Annotated in this window: 16 protein-coding genes and 4 pseudogenes; 12 read left to right on the forward strand and 8 right to left on the reverse strand. The window is 68.5% G+C overall.

Annotated elements, in window-relative coordinates; translation table 11 throughout:
• Nucleotides 1–619 precede the first annotated feature (619 nt).
• Complete coding sequence (locus OG542_RS37130) at nucleotides 620–1,123, reverse strand: MarR family winged helix-turn-helix transcriptional regulator (RefSeq protein ID WP_279542818.1); 504 nt, start codon at nucleotides 1,121–1,123, stop codon at nucleotides 620–622.
• 218 nt (nucleotides 1,124–1,341) lie between these two features.
• On the opposite strand from OG542_RS37130, the gene OG542_RS37135 reads away from it, so the two are divergent.
• The 10 genes and pseudogenes from OG542_RS37135 to OG542_RS37180 all read left to right on the forward strand — a co-directional run.
• Nucleotides 1,342–1,716 carry a cupin domain-containing protein gene (locus OG542_RS37135; RefSeq protein WP_328416785.1) on the forward strand — a complete coding sequence of 125 codons (375 nt, stop codon included), beginning with the start codon at nucleotides 1,342–1,344 and terminating at the stop codon, nucleotides 1,714–1,716.
• A gap of 49 nt (nucleotides 1,717–1,765) precedes the next feature.
• Nucleotides 1,766–2,341, forward strand: coding sequence for an NAD(P)H-dependent oxidoreductase (locus tag OG542_RS37140; RefSeq protein WP_328416787.1), 576 nt, complete (start codon nucleotides 1,766–1,768; stop codon nucleotides 2,339–2,341).
• A gap of 98 nt (nucleotides 2,342–2,439) precedes the next feature.
• Nucleotides 2,440–3,384 carry an NADP-dependent oxidoreductase gene (locus tag OG542_RS37145; protein WP_328416789.1) on the forward strand — a complete coding sequence of 315 codons (945 nt, stop codon included), beginning with the start codon at nucleotides 2,440–2,442 and terminating at the stop codon, nucleotides 3,382–3,384.
• Between the two features lie 32 nt (nucleotides 3,385–3,416).
• Nucleotides 3,417–4,367, forward strand: a complete 951-nt coding sequence (locus OG542_RS37150) for an alpha/beta hydrolase (RefSeq protein ID WP_328416791.1) — start codon at nucleotides 3,417–3,419, stop codon at nucleotides 4,365–4,367.
• A gap of 280 nt (nucleotides 4,368–4,647) precedes the next feature.
• Nucleotides 4,648–5,523: an aldo/keto reductase family oxidoreductase gene (locus OG542_RS37155; protein ID WP_328416793.1), complete on the forward strand. Its 876-nt coding sequence runs from the start codon at nucleotides 4,648–4,650 to the stop codon at nucleotides 5,521–5,523.
• Nucleotides 5,524–5,680: 157 nt separating this feature from the next.
• Nucleotides 5,681–6,325, forward strand: coding sequence for an isochorismatase family protein (locus OG542_RS37160; protein WP_279542824.1), 645 nt, complete (start codon nucleotides 5,681–5,683; stop codon nucleotides 6,323–6,325).
• Between the two features lie 324 nt (nucleotides 6,326–6,649).
• Nucleotides 6,650–7,528, forward strand: a complete 879-nt coding sequence (locus OG542_RS37165; RefSeq protein WP_328416796.1) for an LLM class flavin-dependent oxidoreductase — start codon at nucleotides 6,650–6,652, stop codon at nucleotides 7,526–7,528.
• Nucleotides 7,529–7,842: 314 nt separating this feature from the next.
• Nucleotides 7,843–8,742, forward strand: coding sequence for an alpha/beta fold hydrolase (locus tag OG542_RS37170; RefSeq protein WP_328416798.1), 900 nt, complete (start codon nucleotides 7,843–7,845; stop codon nucleotides 8,740–8,742).
• 212 nt (nucleotides 8,743–8,954) lie between these two features.
• Nucleotides 8,955–9,092 (forward strand): hypothetical protein, encoded by a 138-nt coding sequence (locus tag OG542_RS37175; RefSeq protein WP_328416800.1) that lies wholly within the window; start codon nucleotides 8,955–8,957, stop codon nucleotides 9,090–9,092.
• 485 nt (nucleotides 9,093–9,577) lie between these two features.
• Nucleotides 9,578–9,777: pseudogene (locus tag OG542_RS37180) on the forward strand (IS5/IS1182 family transposase); the annotation flags it as partial.
• A 346-nt stretch (nucleotides 9,778–10,123) separates the two neighbouring features.
• Here the strand turns inward: OG542_RS37180 and OG542_RS37185 are convergent.
• The 6 genes and pseudogenes from OG542_RS37185 to OG542_RS37210 form a co-directional block, all read right to left on the reverse strand.
• Complete coding sequence (locus tag OG542_RS37185; protein WP_328416803.1) at nucleotides 10,124–11,092, reverse strand: helix-turn-helix domain-containing protein; 969 nt, start codon at nucleotides 11,090–11,092, stop codon at nucleotides 10,124–10,126.
• Between the two features lie 191 nt (nucleotides 11,093–11,283).
• On the reverse strand, nucleotides 11,284–11,421 hold the full coding sequence (locus tag OG542_RS37190; RefSeq protein WP_328416805.1) for a hypothetical protein: 138 nt from the start codon (nucleotides 11,419–11,421) through the stop codon (nucleotides 11,284–11,286).
• Nucleotides 11,422–11,524: 103 nt separating this feature from the next.
• Nucleotides 11,525–11,824 (reverse strand): NAD(P)-binding domain-containing protein, encoded by a 300-nt coding sequence (locus OG542_RS37195; RefSeq protein ID WP_328418346.1) that lies wholly within the window; start codon nucleotides 11,822–11,824, stop codon nucleotides 11,525–11,527.
• A 236-nt stretch (nucleotides 11,825–12,060) separates the two neighbouring features.
• Nucleotides 12,061–12,207: pseudogene (locus tag OG542_RS37200) on the reverse strand (hypothetical protein); the annotation flags it as partial.
• A gap of 491 nt (nucleotides 12,208–12,698) precedes the next feature.
• Nucleotides 12,699–12,950: pseudogene (locus tag OG542_RS37205) on the reverse strand (helix-turn-helix domain-containing protein); the annotation flags it as partial.
• Entirely contained in the window at nucleotides 12,916–14,433 is a 1,518-nt protein-coding gene (locus tag OG542_RS37210; protein ID WP_328416807.1) for a catalase, read from the reverse strand. The pseudogene OG542_RS37205 and the gene OG542_RS37210, both read right to left, overlap by 35 nt.
• 578 nt (nucleotides 14,434–15,011) lie before the next feature.
• On the opposite strand from OG542_RS37210, the gene OG542_RS37215 reads away from it, so the two are divergent.
• The gene (locus OG542_RS37215) at nucleotides 15,012–16,259 is read left to right on the forward strand and encodes an FUSC family protein (protein ID WP_328416809.1); all 1,248 of its coding nucleotides are present in this window, start codon (nucleotides 15,012–15,014) and stop codon (nucleotides 16,257–16,259) included.
• Nucleotides 16,260–16,345: 86 nt separating this feature from the next.
• On the opposite strand, the pseudogene OG542_RS37220 reads toward OG542_RS37215, so the two are convergent.
• Nucleotides 16,346–16,441, reverse strand: a pseudogene (locus tag OG542_RS37220) (TauD/TfdA family dioxygenase); the annotation flags it as partial.
• 89 nt (nucleotides 16,442–16,530) lie between these two features.
• Here OG542_RS37220 and OG542_RS37225 point away from each other — a divergent pair.
• Nucleotides 16,531–17,490: an SDR family NAD(P)-dependent oxidoreductase gene (locus OG542_RS37225; RefSeq protein ID WP_328416811.1), complete on the forward strand. Its 960-nt coding sequence runs from the start codon at nucleotides 16,531–16,533 to the stop codon at nucleotides 17,488–17,490.
• Nucleotides 17,491–17,492: the final 2 nt, after the last annotated feature.

Consider the following 17,492-nt stretch of genomic DNA (forward strand, 5'->3'; position numbering starts at 1 on the left):
GACGGCTCAGCCGGGCGCACCCACGGGCGATTGATTGTTGACGGTTGAAGTGCAGCCAAGAGGAAGTGAAGCCAAGAGTAGGAACGGCTGTGCGTAGTAGGCGTGTACGTGTGCGACACCGGATGGGATTGCGGCGACATCTTCGGCGGCGCGGAGGACACATGAGCAGCAGGGCCCGTTTCCTCGGCCCGGGCGACAGGATGGGTACGTTCACTGTCGACGCCGACTCCACCGGCACCGGCCGGGGGAGGGGGGAGCCGTTCATCGACGCATGGAACACCGCTTGGGGGACCTGTACCCTCGGCCGGAATTCAGCGCTTCCACGAACGACGGCTTCCAGGGAACGATGCGCTGGGTGACCCCGCAGCACACCGCTGTCAACGAGCTCTGGGCTCTTCGCCCTTGGCTGTCTCCGAAGCCGCCGCGCGCCGGCACTTCACCGACAGCAGCCACTTCATCCGCGCATTCAAGAAACACCCGCCCCGTTCACCCGCCGACCAACCTGACGCCTCGGCTTCCCCCGTCCCGGTCGGTTGACCGGCGACTGCCGCGGCCGGCCCGGCGTCTCGCCGCGTCCTGTTCCGCTGCGGTCTGCGGGGCTCCGACGCCTGCCGAGTCCTTATGCTCCGCCTTTGCGGCGGCGAGGCGTGGCCGAGCGGGGCGGTGTGGAGCGCATGTGGTCGCGTACCGGCGCCAGCAGGCTCGCGAGAGCCTTGACGTCGTCGCGCGAAAGCGGCTCGAACAACAGGCCGCTGACCACCTCGACATGCCCCGGCAGCACCTTCGCAAGCAGCTCACGCCCGGCATCGGTGATGGTGACGGTGATGCTCCGCTCGTCGTCCAGCGAGGGAGCGCGGACGACCAGGCCCTCCTTTTCGAGTAGACCTACCTGGTACGTCAGGCCGCTGCGGCTGTAGACGACGCCGTCGGCGAGGTCGGTCATGCGGTGGCTGCCCGTCGGCGAGTCTCCGAGGCGGGCCAGCAGCTGGAACTGCACATAGCTGAGATCACCGGTCTCGCGCAGCTGCTGCTCGACCGCATGCCGGAGCAGGCTGCTCACCTCGACGAGGTCGAAGTAGGCGCCGAGCTGCACACGGTCGAGCGACGGCGGTGAATCAGGCATGTCTGGAGTCTACTGCTTCGAATTCGAAGAGTGTGGAGTGCCGCCGTTCCAGCCACCTTGGCGGTCTCACCGGTCCGATGCGGTGGCCTGGTGAGCGCACGGTGTGGGCAGTGTTGGGCCCGAGTGAGCACCGCGGAAGGTGGAGATCGGGCAGTGGTGCGGTGCAGGGTTGCGGAAGGGAGGACGGCGCCGCCGCCCACGGATCCCGAGGACCGGCCATGAGTATCTCCTATCTCGCGCAACGTGAGGCCCAGCAGCAGCTCGAGTGGATCGGCGGGAGTGTCTTCAGCTTCCTGCTTGACGCCGAGGCGACCGGTGGGCAGCTGACCGTCGGCGGCTTCGACGTCAGCAAGGGCGAGGCGCCGCCGTTCCACGTGCACGACAACGAGGATGAGGTCTTCCTGCTGTCCGGTTCGGCGCTGGTGGGGGCCGGCGAGGAGGAGCACGAGTTGCGGGAGGGCGGCATCGTCTTCCTGCCCCGGCGCATTCCGCACGGCTGCCGCATCGCTTCAGAGGGCTTCGAGATCCCCGCTCAGCTGCTTGCCGAAGCCGCGGAACTGTCCGGCAACGTCGTCCTCGGCCCTCCCCGGTGACGGCACCACAGCCCGGCCGCGGGGAAGCAGCCGAGAACACGATGCCGAGATGAGCACCGCCGCGTGGAGTCCGGTGTCCTTGGCCGTGGTGAGCGCCGGTGCCGGCTGTCCGCGTCCGACTCGCCGGCTCGCGGACTGGGTGGCGGAGGCTGTGTGCCGGTCACTGGCGGCCGGAGGTGCGCGCGCCGATGTGGAGGTGCTGGAGCTGCACTGGCTGGCGCCCGACCTCGCTCGGCACTTTGCCCAGCGCCGCGCCAGCCTCGACCTGCGGGAGGCGATCGCGGCGGTCGTGGCGGCCGACGGGCTCGTGGTGGCGACCCCGGTGCTCGCCGCATCCCCGAGCGAGGTATTCGACTCGTTCTTCGCCGTCCTCGGGGACGGAATCCTCTCCGGCATGCCGGTGCTGCTGGCGCTCAACAGCGGCTCCCGCCGGCAGCCGCCCGACCTCACGCAGGTGATGCGCAGACGCCTGACCGACGTGCACGCCGAACCCGTGCCCACGATCGTCGTCGCCGACCCCGCCGACTGGCAGGCCACGGCGCGCAGCGACGCGGCGCGGCTGCGCGCGTGCATCGACCAGGCCGCCGCCGAACTCGCCGTGGCGATGAGCTCGCACCGGCAGTGACCGACAAACACTTGCTTCGAATTCGAAGCAGAGGTACCGTCATCAACAGTTGCTTCGAATTCGAAGCAACCTCGATCGCAGTGAAGGCGAGAACCGAAATGAAGGCAGTACGTTTCCACGAGTACGGCGACCCCGACGTCCTGAGCTACGAGGACGTGGAGCAGCCCGTCCCCGGTGTCGGTGAGGTCCGGATCCGCGTCGCCGCGACGTCGTTCAACTCCGTCGACGGCAACATCCGCGGCGGCTTCATGCAAGGCCCCATCCCGGTGGTGCTGCCGCACACTCCCGGCCTCGACGTCGCCGGCACGGTCGACGCGCTGGGCGAGGGTGTCGACGGCATCGCGGTCGGCGACCAGGTTGTCGGCTTCCTGCCGATGGACAAGCCCGGCGCCGCAGCGCAGTACGTCATCGCCCCGGCCGAGGCCCTCGCGGCGGCGCCGAAGAGCGTCCCGCTGGCCGACGCCGCGGCGCTGCCGCTGGTGGGCCTGACCGCGTACCAGGCGCTGTTCGACCACGCCAAGCTAACGGGGGGTCAGCGCGTGCTGATCAACGGCGCGGGCGGAGCCGTCGGCGGCTACGCCGTGCAGCTGGCCAAGAACGCCGGCGCGTACGTCATGGCCACCGCCGGCCCGCGCAGCAGCCAGCAGGTCAAGACGGCGGGCGCCGACGAGATCATCGATCACACCACCACCGAGGTGACCGAGGCCGTGACCGAGCCGGTCGACGTCGTGCTCAACCTCGCGCCGATCGACCCGTCGCAGCTGGCCGCGCTGCCCGCCCTGATTCGTCCCGGTGGAGTGCTGGTGAACACCACGGTGTGGATGCCCGCACCCAGCGATGAACAGCGCGGCGTGCGCGGCATCGACCTGTTCGTCCGCAGCGACGCCGACCAGCTGTCGCGGCTGGTGGCACTGATCGACTCCGGCGAGCTGCGCGTCGACGTCGCGCAGCGAGTGCCGCTGGCGGAGCTGCCGGCAGTCCACGCCCAGGCCGCCACGGGCGAGCTGCACGGCAAGGCCGTCATCGTCGCGCCCGCCGCCTGACACCGGCCGACCAGCCTCGAAAGGAAACGACCATGACACTGTCCCTGGATCCCGAGATCGCCGAGGCGCTGGCCCCGATGGCCGGCGCGATGGCCGAGGCCAAGCCGCCGGCTGTGGGCGACATCGCGGGCCGCCGCGCCATGTGGGAACCGATCATCGGGGCCGCGGGAGCCGCGCAGCCGATCCCGGCCGACGTGACGACTCAGGAGCACTACGCGACCGCAGACGACGGCGCACACATCAAAATGCGCTGGTACGTCAAGGACGGCGCCAAGCCCGGCCCGGCCGTGATGTTCTTCCACGGCGGCGGATACGTCTTCGGCCACATCGACCTGTTCGACGGCCCGGTCTCCCGCTACGTGTCCTCCAGCGGCGTGCCGATGCTGTCGGTCGAGTACCGCCGCGCCCCCGAGCACCCCTTCCCGACACCGCTCGAAGACGCCTACGCCGCACTGCGCTGGTTGCACGAACACGCCGCCGAGCTGGATGTCGACGCCAACCGCATCGGCGTGATGGGCGACAGCGCCGGAGGCGGCATGGCAGCGGCCCTGACGATCCTCGCCCGCGAGCGCGGCGGCCCGCGGATCGCCCGGCAGATCCTGCTCATGCCGATGCTCGACGACCGCACCACCACGCCCGACCCGCACATCGAGCCCTACCTGCTGTGGTCCTACGACGACAGCCGCACCGCATGGCCGGCACTGCTCGGCGGGGCCGCCGGCGGCCCCGATGTCCCGCCCACGGCAGCTCCCGCCCGTCTCGAGGATGCGACCGGCCTGCCGCCGGCCTACATCGAGGTCGGCCAACTCGACGTGTTCCGCGACGAGGACACCGCCTACGCGACCAAGCTCAGCCGCGCCGGCGTGCCGGTGGAGTTCCACCTCCACCCCGGCGTCCCGCACGAGTTCGACTCCATCGCCTTCGGCGCCGACGTCGCGCGACGTGCCATCGCCGATCGGGTCCGGGTGCTCAAGTCGATCTGAGCCGTGAACAGCGGCCTGCTGTCACTCACCAACCCACATCTCCAGCCACATATCGCTGCACTTCCTCGACGACTCTCAGTAAAAACGATCGCTGCTGCACCACCGCACGCCGGTTACACAGGGGTGATGAGGAGACGCCTCCGTTTCAGGTGGCGGCGACAAGGCGCGCAATACGGAACTTGAACCGGTCGCCCCTGAAGCGCCTCGGCCTCCGATGCAGCCCGATTTCCTTGACGAACCGCATAGGGGCACCCCCACGTGCACGACGAAAGGCAGCGGCATGAGCACACCCTCCCTCTCTCTTCCCGGCGGCACCTGGACTCTGGGTGACCTGACCGTCACCCGGTTCGGCTACGGCGCCATGCAACTGGCCGGCCCGTGGGTCATGGGGCCGCCCACCGATCGCGAGGGCGCCCTGGCCGTTCTGCGCGAAGCGGTGGTCGACCTCGGTATCACCCACATCGACACCAGCGACGCCTACGGGCCGCGCGTCACCAACGAGTTGATCCGCGAGGCACTGCACCCCTATCCCGAGTCGCTGCACATCGTGACCAAGGTGGGCGCAACCCGCGACGAACGGGGTGGCTGGCCCACGGCCCGGCGACCCGAAGATCTGCGCCGCCAGGTCCACGACAACCTCACGTCCCTCCGGCTCGACGTACTCGACCTGGTCAACCTCCGACTCGGCAACGCCGGAGGTCCCCAGCCAGGCTCGCTCGCCGAGGCGTTCGAGACGCTCGTGGAACTCCAGCAGCAGGGCCTGATCCGCCACCTCGGGGTCAGCAACGCCACCGAGGAGCAGGTCACCGAGGCACAGAGCATCGCGCCGGTCGTGTGCGTGCAGAACATGTACAACCTCGCCCACCGCCACGACGACAAGCTCATCGACCGGCTCGCCACCGAAGGCGTCGCGTACGTGCCCTTCTTCCCCCTCGGGGGCTTCACCCCGCTCCAGTCCTCGGCGCTCTCGGCGGTCGCCGCTCGATTGAAGGCGACACCGATGTCCGTCGCACTGGCCTGGCTGCTGCAGCGATCAGCGAACATCCTGCTCATCCCCGGCACGTCATCGACAGCGCACCTGCGCGAGAACATCACCGGCGCGGGACTGTCCCTCTCGCATGAGGACTTGACCGAGCTGGACGACATCGGCCGCTGAATGCCCCGTAGCTGAACGGCCCACAAGCCACAAGGAGTCGTTGCCGCCGCTGAGGGTCATGTGTCGGACGTATGACCGGGCGCCGCGCGTCGGCAACGACTTGGAGTCGCCGGCAACGCGCCGCTGTCCTCCTCTTTGATCAGAAAGAAGTCATGTCATGACTCCTGAGCCCCTCACCCCCGCCAACACCACCGTCGTTCTCGTCGACTACGCAGTCGGTTTCGCAAACCTTCTGCGCTCCCACAACCTCGCTGAACACATCAACAACGTCGTGGGCCTGGCGAAGACGGCGAAGTGGTACGAAAGCGGTCTGGTCGTGACCAACGGCCAGTCGAGCAAGCCGTCCGGCCCGCTGTACCCGGAGCTGTTGGAGGCCATCGGTGACCAGCCGGTCATCGAGCGTGCCGTCGACTTCAACTCCTTTTTGGACGAGTCGTTCGCCCAGGCGGTCCGGCAGGAAGGCCGGGAGAACCTGGTGGTCGGCGGCATCGCCACGGACGGATGCGTGCTGCAGACGGTGCTGGGCGGCCTGCGCGAGGGCTACCGCGTGCACGTGGCCGTCGACGCCTCCGCCAGCCCCTCGCTCGAGGCACACAACGCGGCGGTGCAGCGAATGGTCCAAGCCGGCGCCGTACCGGTCACCTGGTTCTCCCTGGCCGCCGAGTTCCAGCTCGACCCCAAGTTTCACGACGCCCCGCACCGTATGCGGCTGATGCAGGAGAACGTGCCGTCCATGGGCATGAGTGCCCGGACCTTCTTTCACGCCCTCGAACTGGGCAAGCGCGCCGCCACGGCCGTCTGAGCCCCTGGGGGCGGGCTCCGGGCCCGCCCCACCCTGCGGGGCCCGCCCCCCGGCCTTCAGGAACCAGTTTCCCAGCCGACCTCCAAGAACGGACATCCCACATCCCTCGTGGCGGAAGCATCCGAACTCTACGGCGGTGCCATCCTCGGCCCGCCGCGCTGAAGCGCTCACGGACCCGAGTGCCCGTGCCGGAACAGCCGCCATTCCTGACTGCCGCCCGGTCTCGAAGGCACTGCCTCCGAGCCGACGGCGAGCCCGTTCCCTTTCCCGCTCCCGACCACCGCGGCCGACATCGAGCAAGCGCCGGTCGATCAGGAGACTTTCATGCCCCTCCCTGTCCTGTTCGGCGCGAACGTAGAGCCGAAGGCCCTCCCCGTCGGCCGCTCCAGTGAGCAGGCACTACTCATCGACAGTCTCGGCCTCGACCTTCTCACCGTCCAGGACCACCCGTACCAAGCGGCGTTCGACGACACCTGGACACTGCTCACCTTCCTGGCCGCGCGGACGCGACATGTCACGCTCGTCCCGACCGTCAGTTCCCTGCCGTTGCGTCCGCCGGCGGTGCTGGCGAAGGCTGTGGCGACCTTGGACAGACTGACCGGCTCCCGGGTCCAGCTCGGCCTGGGTGCCGGCGCCTTCTGGGAAGCCATCGAGGCCATGGGCGGCTCCCGTCGCACGCCGAAGGAGGCCGTCGACGCAGTTGACGAGGCGATCACCGTCATCCGGGCCATGTGGAGTGGCGAGCGCAGTGTGCGGACGCACGGCGCGCACTACTCGCTCGCCGGCGTCCACCCCGGCCCGGCGCCGGGCCCCGGTCTGGGGCTGTGGCTGGGCTCGTACGGACCCCGCATGCTGGCCCTGACCGGTGCAAAAGCGGACGGCTGGCTTCCCTCGCATGCCTACCTCGGACTCGACGCACTGCCCACGGCTGTCCGCCGCATCGACGACGCAGCTCTGGCCGCGGGCCGCGATCCGGGCACGATCCGCCGGGTCTACAACATCGCCGGTGTCATCCAACCGGAGTCGGCCGGCCCGTTCCAGGGGCCCGCCGTCCAGTGGACCGAGCACCTTGTCACACTCGTGCGCACCGTCGGAATGAACGGTTTCGTCATCTGGCCCGAACGAGACCACGGCCAGCAGATCCGCGCGTTCGCCGCCGAAGTCGTACCCGCAGTCCGCAAAGCCCTCGCACGGAAGATTTGACCACTCCGTGTCCTCGGGCCGGGCAGCACTCCTGGCACAACGGCACCGGCTGTACCCGTCAGGGTCCTTCCTTCCCCCAGAGCAGCGTCTTGCTTCTCACCGGCCACAAGGGCGGCACGGTGAACTGCCCCCGTCCACCCCGCCCTCAACAACGCCGACCACCCGACGATGCCCGCATCCGCTGCGCCGTCGAGCGCACCGGAGCCCGCGTCACCTCCACCGACCAGGTACTGACCAAGCTCGCCGCTGGCTCGGCCGGCCCTGACGGACAGAAGTTCCTGGTCTTCCTCTTCGCCCCAGCCCCAGGTGATCCCATGAGTGACGAAACACCCCTCCCCGACGGATTCGAGAGCATCACCGTCAGGGCGAACGGCACCCGGCTGCATGCCGTGGTCGGCGGGTCCGGTGCACCCGTACTCCTTCTGCACGGCTGGCCCCAGACATGGCGGGCCTGGCGACACCTCATGCCGGTCCTCGCCGCGCACGGTGACCGCGTCGTCGTACCCGAACTGCGCGGCATGGGTGCCTCTGACCGTCCTCCGAACGGATACGACAAGGACACACAAGCAGAGGACATGCGCGAACTCCTCGCCCAGCTCGGCATCCACGGCGGCGTGCGCATCGTCGGGCACGACATCGGTGGCATGGTGGCCTTCGCCTACGCCCGCCGTCACCCCGAGGAAGTCGAACACCTCGTCCTCGTCGAACTCGCCCTCCCCGGCTTCGGCTTGGAGCAGGCGATGGACGTGGCCTCCGGCGGTCTGTTCCACTTCGGCCTCTTCATGACCGAAGAACTGCCCGAGCTGCTCCTCGAAGGCCGGGAGAGCGACTTCCTCACCTGGTGGTTCGACTGGTTGTCCGCGGTACCCGGAACCTTCCCGCCGGAAGAGGTCGACACCATCGCCTCCTCCTACCGCGGATACGAGGCACTGCGCGCCGGCTTCGCGCACTACCGCACCCTCCTTGACGACGGCCGCGTCAACCGGGCCTGGCACGAAACCGGAGGAACCCTTCCCATGCCCGTACTCGCCGTCGGCGGCGAGCACAGCACCGGTGCCCGACTCGCCGACAGCCTGAACAGGGCCGCGCCGCACCTGACCGGCGCGGTGATCCCGGGCAGTGGCCACTTCGTGCCCGAGGAACGCCCCGATGCCTTTGCCCGCGAGCTGCTCCCCTTCCTGTCTGCCCCGCCCCGGCCCGCCGGGCGCATCTGACCTGACTGGAAAACCGCGACCTGTTTGAGGAAAGCGGCGTTGGGTGTGAGGGGACTGGCGGACAGGCTGGCGGCAGACACGAGCCGATGCGCCGGTGGCCCGGTAACCGGAGCGAGCCATGTTCGACCGGATGCTGTCGGCAGCGGCAGACGCTCCCCTTGTTGCGTACCTGTACACCCGGGGAGGTATCGGTGAGTCCACGTTGCTGCGTCATGCCGCCCGGTCAGGCGGAACTCGCCGGCCGCAACGTGGTGCATCTCGACGTCCGCTTCCTCGGCGCGGAGCCGCGCTGCGTCGAGGAGGCCCGCCGCTCCGGCGTGCGTGCAATCCGGCACTGTCCTGCTCCTTGACTCCTTCGAGCACTGTCAGCAGCTCGAACCGTGGCTGCGCAACACCTTCATGCTGCAGCTCGCGCAGGTGCACTCGTTGTCATCGCAGGCAGGATTGCCCCGATGCCGCATGGTCACTGGATCCCTGTTGAGCGCCGCTCGTCGCCGAAATCGTCGTGCGGCCGTTTGACGCTGCCCAGTCTGACGCCCTGCTCGCAGCGCGAGGCGTCGCCTCGGAGCACCGCAGCGCTGTGGATGACATGGAACGAACATCCGGTGCTGTATGACGAAGGTCATCTCTCCTGCATCGCACGGTTGCCACGGACAACTTGTCCGTGGATAAGTACGGCCTTCATCCGGTTCCTGGTTCACGCGATGCTTGATCAGTCGAGCACAGAAGGGGTACGTGGAAACAGCCATCCACCCGCGCGTGTCCAGTCAGCCGAGAACGTCGGCGTTATCGGTGTGGGCCGTGCTGAGCCCGAGTGAACACTGCACACCGGCTACAGGCCGCCCGGAACCGTCCTCTGACACGTGGTCAGAAGCTGTCCAGCACGGCGCTGGCCGCGGTCCGGGCGCCGGTCGAGCACGGCTTCGCGCACCTGAAGAACCGGCGGGTCCTCCGGAAGGTCCGCACCGACCCGAAGTGGGCGACCGCCTGGTGAGGGCCATGCTGGTCCTGACGAACCGCGAAGTCTCCAACTGACCGGCGATCTTCCCCGAAGTCATCCGCCCGCGACAGCATCCCGAGCCCGGCGCACGCCAGCCCGTGACCTGCAACTTCACGATGCACAGTGCTCATTGGGCTGGGACGCGTCGCGGACGCCAAGTGCCAAACTGGCGTAGCGGCGAACAGCTTTGAGTCCGGGCTCGATTTCATCGTCGCTGAAGTTGTGTTGCACAGCCAGGGGGCGGGAGCGGTCTCGTTGACCCATGGTGACCATGATGGCAAAGCCGCTCCGTAGTACTTTGACTGTCCGAAGAAGCGGGCGGGGTTTTCGTCCATGATCGTCTTCGGTCAGTTCATGTGTCAGGCCCTGCTTCAGGTCGGTTCAGCGTGCGGCCGATCCGGTCGAGCGGGCATATTCAGTGGGCGTTTGGCCGTAGTGTTTCTTGAAGGCGCGGATGAAGTGGCTGCTGTCGACGAAGTGCCAGTGGGCGGCGAGCTCCGAGACGCTCCACCGGCCGGATGGCGATGTGAGGGCGAGCCGGGCTTCTTCCAGCCGCCGGTGGCGGATGTAGGCGGTCACCGACTCTCCTACCGCGGCGAATGCCCGCTGCAGGGTGCGTACGGAGACGTTGAGCTCGCGTGCCAGCATCGTCGGGGACAGCTCGGGATGAGTGAGATGGCTGTTGGTGAGGTCCTTCGCGGCCCGGGTGAGTGCGGGAGCCAACTGTGGTTCCACGTCGTCGAAGCGGCGCACCGCCACGGCCTTGGCCAGTTCGATCAGGGTGCTGTGGGCGGCGTGCACACCGGCCGGGCCGAGGTCGGTGGCCGTCTTCTGGATCATGCTCGTGTGGGCCGTCAGCAGGCGCATCTCGGCCGAGTCCGCCGGCCCGATGACAGTCCGGCTCCCGAGCAGGGATCTGAGCGTCGCGGAGGGCAGGAAAAGGAACTGCGCCGTGGTGTGCGGCGCCGTCTCGAAGGGCATCTGCCGCCCAAAGTGCCGGAAAAGGAACTGCCCGGTCGATATGGTGTGCTCGTCGCGATCGGGCAGGCCGCCCAACGTCCATGCGCCGCGCCGCAATACGTGGATCTCCACGAGGTCCCGATCGCCGCCCGCGGGGTCCGCGATCCGGGTGGCCGAAGCCATGTGGAGATCAGCGATCACCACATCGCGCACCCGGGCGACGGATCCCTTGAGCCGGAAGTCGGCGATCGTGGCCGGGCTGAAGGCCGGCAGGGGGAAGACATCGCCGATCTGCGTCTGCCATCCACGACGGAAGGCATCGAATCCTCGCGGTGCGTCACCCGGGACCCTGGAATCCACGGCGAACGCCCCGGGCGCCAGGTCGGTCACGGATCCAGTGCTGTTCATCTCCGGTGACCCACCTCGTGTTCGATGTTCCGACGCCTTCTTGTGGCGTACATGTTCTGTCCCGGCGCCGCTGTGGTTCAAGTGCCTGCCGTGCCGAGTTCCTCATGCCGTGACCGCGAACGTTCACGGTGTCGGCGGCCATGCCGTCGGCCTGCCGGTGTGGCGGTGGGAGTTCAGCCGACCTCGTTGCGGACGGCGGAGCCGAGGTCGGTGGCGGTCAGGCGGAAGGTGTCGGCTGTCTCCTTCGCGTCCATGGGGAACGGCGCGTACCACTGGTAGTCCATCTCGACCATCTCGCGGGCGATCGGCACGATCAGCCCGGCCGAACCGCTCTCGTCGCGGCGATCACCACGGCTGCCGTGGTGATCGCCGCAGCGCCTGGTCTGTCATCCATCCAGGGATGGGCCCTGGGGCTCAGCCCCAGAACGGGAGGGCGGCGAAGGTGCCGCCCACGGGGCCTCGGACGGCTGCGTCGATGAGCTTCTTGACCCGGTCGGTGGGCACCGGCTCGCCCGGGCCTTCCCGGAACCACCTCTGCGTCTCCTCCTTGGTGGTCCCCTCAGGGCGTTCTCCGAGGTAGGGCCAGACGTAGACGGGTGTTCCGGGCTCGCAGCGCCAGGAGTCGGCGAGTGTGCCGATGTCCACGGCGTCGTAGCCCAGGACGTCCAGAAGCCGGATGATCTCGGTCTTGGCGGCCGGGTCGTCACCGGCCACGGGCAGGGCGCTGCGGTCCGCAGTGCCGGCGGGCTGGCCCGGCTGTACAGGCGGACCCGGTCCATGTTGTGGAGCGTCTTGACGACAGGTGAGTCGGCCAGGTGTCGCTGGAGCAGTTCGCTTGAGGTGATGTCGCCGCTGTCGAGTTCGGCGATGCGGCCGTCGCGCTCCGGGTAGTAGTTCATGGTGTCGATCACGATCTTCCCGGCGAGAGCGCCGGCGGGGAGCTTGTGGTAGGCGCTCATGGGGACGGTCGCCACCACCACATCGCCTGCCTTCGCTGCCTCCTGCGGGGTGGCCGCGCGGGCGTGGTCGCCGAGTTCGGCGACCAGGTCGGCGAGGGTCTCCAGTGAGTAATCACGTGCGGATGCCGTCGGGGGCAATGGAGCGCGTTGCGACGCAGGTCGGCCAGCACCGAATCAGCACGCCACGAACCCCGTGCTGGCTCCGTGCTGACTTCGAGGGCCGGAATCATAGAAAACCGCAGGTCCTAGCCCTGACCGAATGAGTTGTCGTACCACTCGATGGTGGTGCCGATGAGGCTGGCCGTGACGATGCGTTTGAGGTTGGCGGGGGGTGGGGGAGCGGTCGCGGGGGAGGTCATCGGCACCACTTCCAGGCGGTTGGCGGGGACGGTTGTGTGTCGCCATACCGTAGGAATCCGCAGGTCAGTGGCGTATGTGGTGGGACACCATAGTTCTGGGGGCGGGAGTGCGTGGGGGCACCATGACGGAGCGGGCGGAGCGTCTGTGAGGGACTCAGGTGTGTCCCGTCGAACCACAGCTCGGCGTCCTCGGTCTCGGCATGGGCGAAGAGATCCTCCAGGGATCCTCAGCCGCAGGCCCGGCCGGTCGGGCATGGCTGAACCACGTGCCGTCAGCAGCGGGCGGACCTGGCGCATCGCTTCGGAGACGGTGGAACGGTCCACCGCGAACAGCTCGGCGAGCACCGCGTGCGGCAGGGGATGGCGCAGATGGAGCAGGGTGACAAGCAGCCGGTCGAAGAAGACCAGCTGATCGGCTGCGCATGGGTCGGTGGGCTTCCGCTCGGCAGTGTCGGGAGGCGGAAGCCCACCCTGGGGACCCGATCCCTCAGGCCTTGTCCTGCATGTCGCGCCGTGCGGGATTGCCCTGCTCGGCGGCCTTCGGGTCCTTCTCGCCCGCCTTGGCGCGCACCCCCTGGGCGATGCGGTCGCCGATGGTCTTGTCGATGTTCGACCAGTACTCGAAGGCCCGCTTGAGGACGGGTTCCGAGACGCCGTTGAGGAGATGACCGACGACGTTGTCGACCAGACGGTCGCGCGCGGCGTCGTCCAAGACCTCGCGCACCATTGTGCGGGGCTGGCTCCAGTCGTCATCCTCGGGGTGACTGACGTACGCCGCACGGGTGATGGCGCCGTCGGCTTCCCAGCTGGGCGGGGAATGACGTGCGGTGTCGGCCGCGGGACCGCCCTTGGAGTTGGGGGCGTACACCGGGTCGGCGGTCTTCCGGTACGCCATCGCCCCGTCTTTGGAATAGGTATGGACGTCCACGATGGGGGCGTTCACCGGAAGCTGCTGGTAGTTGCCGCCGATCCGGTGTCGGTGCGCGTCCGCGTAGGAGAACAGCCGGGCCAGCAGCATGCGGTCCGGGCTGGGGCCGATGCCGGGGACGAGATTGTTGGGCTGGAAGGCCGCCTGCTCGATCTCTGCGTGGTTGTCGGTCGGGTTGCGGTCGAGTGTCATACGGCCGACCGGGATCAGCGGGTAGTCGCCGTGCGGCCACACCTTGGTGAGGTCGAAGGGGTTGAAGCGGTAGCTTGCTGCCTCCTCGTACGGCATCACCTGCACGTACAGCGTCCAGCTGGGGAAATCACCGTCGCGGATGTGCTCGAACAGGTCACGCGTGTGGTAGTCCGTGTCGGCTGCCGCCATCTGGTCGGCCTCGTGCTGGGTGAAGCACTCGATGCCCTGGTCGGTCTTGAAGTGGTACTTCACCCAGAAACGCTCGCCGGCGGCGTTGATCCACATGTAGGTGTGGGAGGTGTAGCCGTTCATGTGGCGCCAGGTCCGCGGGATGCCGCGGTCGCCCATCAGCCAGGTGACCTGGTGGGCGGACTCGGGGGAGAGTGTCCAGAAGTCCCACTGCATGTCGTGGTCGCGCAGGTTGTTGTCGGCGCGGCGCTTCTGGGAGCGGATGAAGTGCTGGAACTTCATCGGGTCCTTCACGAAGAACACCGGCGTGTTGTTGCCGACCATGTCGTAGTTGCCTTCGCTGGTGTAGAACTTCACCGCGAAGCCGCGCGGGTCGCGCCAGGTGTCCGGGCTGCCGCGCTCACCCGCGACGGTCGAGAAGCGCGCGACCAGATCGGTGCGTGTTGCCGGCTGGAAGACGGCCGCCTTGGTGTAGGCGCTGACATCGTGGGTCACTTCGAAGTGACCGAAAGCGCCGCTCCCTTTGGCGTGCGGCTGGCGCTCGGGGATCCGCTCCCGGTTGAACTGCGCCATCTGCTCGATCAGATAGGCGTCCTGCAACAGAATCGGACCGGCAGGTCCCACGGTGAGTGAATGCTCGTCGCTCTCGACCGGGGCGCCGGAATCGGTCGTGGTGGCAGGTGGGGTCTCTGTCATGAGTCTGCCTTTCGTCGTACGGTGCAGCGGCGTACCGGGCACGTTGCCCCCGCCCAGAGCCTGTCCCGTCCCATCCAGGGCAGGTGACCGTCTTCGGCCGCTACAAACATTGCTTTTGCGACCGATGTGCGGACAATCCGAGAACTACGTCCGTCTCGCTGCCGATCCCACCCCGCAGACCACCGGCACCCGGCGATCAGGCGGGGCGGCGTGCCGAGCCCGTGGGCGGCTGCACGCCCCTCGACGAACCGGGGCCGCGGCGTGCTGACACATCGGTACCAGCATGCGGTGCAGGTACTGATCGGCTTACCTGACGAGGCCGAAGAAGTGCTCTCCCGCGGACATCCTTTCGCTCAGATGGGTGCGGAGCCCGACCATCCGTCGTTGTCCCGACCCAGATGATCCGCGAGTTCCTTCACCGTCGCGGGCGGTTCAGGCTGGTGGCAAGCGTCTCCCTGCTCTTGGCGAGGGAGACGCGTAGTTCCACGCGCTGGTATGACCTCTTCCACAGTCTGCGGTGACCTGCACGGGGTACCCCGTCGCCCGGCAGCCGTGGCGGAACGAGAACGGGAGAGAAGATGGCCGAAGCCGTTGCAGGAGCGCAGCGCATTCGGGCGGCACCCCAGGGCCGGCTGGCCCGGGTGAGGCAGTGGTTCGGCCGGGCGGGTTCGGACGGGCACGAGCGGCACACCCTGGCCCTCATCGGCAAGAGCACCCTCGCGGCCGCCGTCTCCTGGGTGATCGCACAGGATGTCATGGCCGCGCAGTCGCCGGCGTTCGCGCCGTTCTCCGCGGTGCTGATCATGCAGGTCACCGTCTACCAGTCGGTGGTGCAGGCTGTGCGCTACGTCGGCGCGGTCGCCGTGGGCGTGGGGCTGCAGGGGGTGCTGGGCCTGCTGGCCGGACCCCACCTGCTCACGTTCGTGCTGGTGACGCTGGCGGCCCTGGCCATCGGACGCTGGCGGCCACTGGGCTCCCAGGGCACCCAGGTCGCCACGGCGGCGTTCTTCGCCTTCTCCACCTACGTCTCGGCCACCAGCGAGGCACAGCGCTGGTCCCAGCTCGGGCAGATCATCGTGCTCGTGCTGATCGGCTGCGGCATCGGTGTCGTGGTGAACACGCTGGTGCTGCCTCCCCTGCGCTACCGCAGCGCCGAATACGGCATCCACACCCTCGCCCACTCGCTGTACGACCTGATCGGCGACATGTACCCGGCGCTGCGCGAAGGGAAGCTGGAAGAAGAACGCACCCGGCACTGGCGCCAGCGCGCCTCCCACCTGGCACCGATCGTGCAGCAGGCCCAGTCCTCGGTCCGCACCGCCTGGGAGAGCACCCTCTACAACCCCCGACGCCTACGGCCCCGTCATCGCCACCACACGTCCTTCGACGGCTACCAGGCCGTCGTCGACGCCCTGGAACGCGTCTCCCACCAGGTGGCCTCCATGACCCGCAGCCTCGACCAATGGCACGATGCCGACGACAGCCGGGACTACGCCGACTTCGCCCGCGGCTACGGCGACTTCCTGGCCTCCCTCGCCCACATCGCCGAGCTGCTCAGCCAGGTCGACGAAGACCGTCTGCAAGACCAGTCCCGCCAGTTGTGTGAAGCCGCCGCGCAGGCTCAGCAGTGCCGCGACCGGCTGGAGGACGAAGCACGCGCCGGTTCCCTCCCGCTCAGCGACCCCGCCCAGCCGTACGGCATCCTGATGGCCGAGGCCACCCGGCTGACGGACGAGTTCCAGCACACCTGCGATGTGCTCCAGCACGGCGTCGACGAAGCCCGGGCCGCATCCACCGCCCCCGCGACAGGAAGCGAGCACGGCTAGGACCGGCGCGTCCTTCGCATCGGCCTGCTCGCCGGGTGGCTATGTCTCTCACGTGCGAGCGGCAGAGATGCCTCCTGAACTCACGGCTGGAAGAAGCGCAGCAGATCGCGTGAGTCGGAGGGGCCGAGGCGGACGATGCTCTGGGCGAATCCGCCGATGAACAGGCCGCGTTGCCCGGTCTCGACCCAGCACAGACGCAACGGCTGGACCCGGATGTTCGCCGTCACCGGCCCTTGCCCTAGAGCGCGGTCCAGCATCTAGCGTCTCCGCCATGACGACACCTCAGCACAAGATCGGATCGGGCTTCGGCGCCCGGAGCACCGTGGACGAAGTCCTGAGCGGGATCGACCTGTCCGGCAGCACCGCGATCGTCACCGGTGGCTACTCGGGACTCGGTCTGGAGACAACCCGCGCCCTGGCGGGTGCCGGAGCCCGAGTCGTGGTCCCCGCCCGGCGACGGGCGGCCGCTCAGGAGGCGGTCGAGGGCATCGACGGTGTCGAGACCGACGACCTCGACCTGTCCGACCTCGAAAGCGTCCGAGGTTTCGCCGAGCGGTTCCTGGCCTCGGGCCGCAAGGTCGACATCGTGATCAACAACGCTGGGGTCATGGCCTGCCCCGAGACGCGGGTCGGCCCGGGGTGGGAGGCGCAGTTCGCCACCAACCACCTCGGTCACTACGCGCTGATCAACCATCTCTGGCCGGCGATCGCCCGCGGTGGCGCGCGTGTGGTCGCCGTGTCCTCCGGCGCCCACGGCTTCGGCGTGCGCTGGGACGACGTGCAGTTCGAGCGTGGCTACGACAGATGGCAGGCGTACGGGCAGGCCAAGGCGGCGAACGTGCTGTTCGCCGTGCAGCTCGACGCGCTCGGCCGCGACGCCGGAGTCAGGGCGTTCGCCGTGCATCCGGGCAGCATTCTCACCCCGCTGCAGCGCCACCTTGCGAAGGCGGAGATGGTCGACGCGGGCTGGATCGACGAGGACGGCAACCCGACCGATCCCACCTTCAAGACGCCCGGGCAGGGCGCGGCGACGCAGGTATGGGCGGCGACCTCCCCGCAGTTGGCGGGCATGGGCGGCGTGTACTGCGAGGACTGCGACATTGCCGAGCCGGCCGGCGACGGCTCGGAAGGCGGCGTGCACCCACACGCGACCGACCCCGAGCAAGCAGCGCGCCTGTGGGCGCTGTCGGCCGACCTCACGGGCGTCGACGTTTTCGCGGCGGCAACCTAGAC

The organism is Streptomyces violaceus (assembly GCF_036014075.1).
Lineage (GTDB): Bacteria > Actinomycetota > Actinomycetes > Streptomycetales > Streptomycetaceae > Streptomyces > Streptomyces violaceus.

What these genes read in the sequence shown, in the direction of transcription:
- OG542_RS37130 (WP_279542818.1), bottom strand. Translation starts at nt 1,123, where the DNA reads ATGCCTGATTCACCGCCGTCGCTCGACCGTGTGCAGCTCGGCGCCTAC.
- OG542_RS37135 (WP_328416785.1), top strand. Translation starts at nt 1,342, where the DNA reads ATGAGTATCTCCTATCTCGCGCAACGTGAGGCCCAGCAGCAGCTCGAG.
- OG542_RS37140 (WP_328416787.1), top strand. Translation starts at nt 1,766, where the DNA reads ATGAGCACCGCCGCGTGGAGTCCGGTGTCCTTGGCCGTGGTGAGCGCC.
- OG542_RS37145 (WP_328416789.1), top strand. Translation starts at nt 2,440, where the DNA reads ATGAAGGCAGTACGTTTCCACGAGTACGGCGACCCCGACGTCCTGAGC.
- OG542_RS37150 (WP_328416791.1), top strand. Translation starts at nt 3,417, where the DNA reads ATGACACTGTCCCTGGATCCCGAGATCGCCGAGGCGCTGGCCCCGATG.
- OG542_RS37155 (WP_328416793.1), top strand. Translation starts at nt 4,648, where the DNA reads ATGAGCACACCCTCCCTCTCTCTTCCCGGCGGCACCTGGACTCTGGGT.
- OG542_RS37160 (WP_279542824.1), top strand. Translation starts at nt 5,681, where the DNA reads ATGACTCCTGAGCCCCTCACCCCCGCCAACACCACCGTCGTTCTCGTC.
- OG542_RS37165 (WP_328416796.1), top strand. Translation starts at nt 6,650, where the DNA reads ATGCCCCTCCCTGTCCTGTTCGGCGCGAACGTAGAGCCGAAGGCCCTC.
- OG542_RS37170 (WP_328416798.1), top strand. Translation starts at nt 7,843, where the DNA reads ATGAGTGACGAAACACCCCTCCCCGACGGATTCGAGAGCATCACCGTC.
- OG542_RS37175 (WP_328416800.1), top strand. Translation starts at nt 8,955, where the DNA reads ATGCCGCCCGGTCAGGCGGAACTCGCCGGCCGCAACGTGGTGCATCTC.
- OG542_RS37210 (WP_328416807.1), bottom strand. Translation starts at nt 14,433, where the DNA reads ATGACAGAGACCCCACCTGCCACCACGACCGATTCCGGCGCCCCGGTC.
- OG542_RS37215 (WP_328416809.1), top strand. Translation starts at nt 15,012, where the DNA reads ATGGCCGAAGCCGTTGCAGGAGCGCAGCGCATTCGGGCGGCACCCCAG.
- OG542_RS37225 (WP_328416811.1), top strand. Translation starts at nt 16,531, where the DNA reads ATGACGACACCTCAGCACAAGATCGGATCGGGCTTCGGCGCCCGGAGC.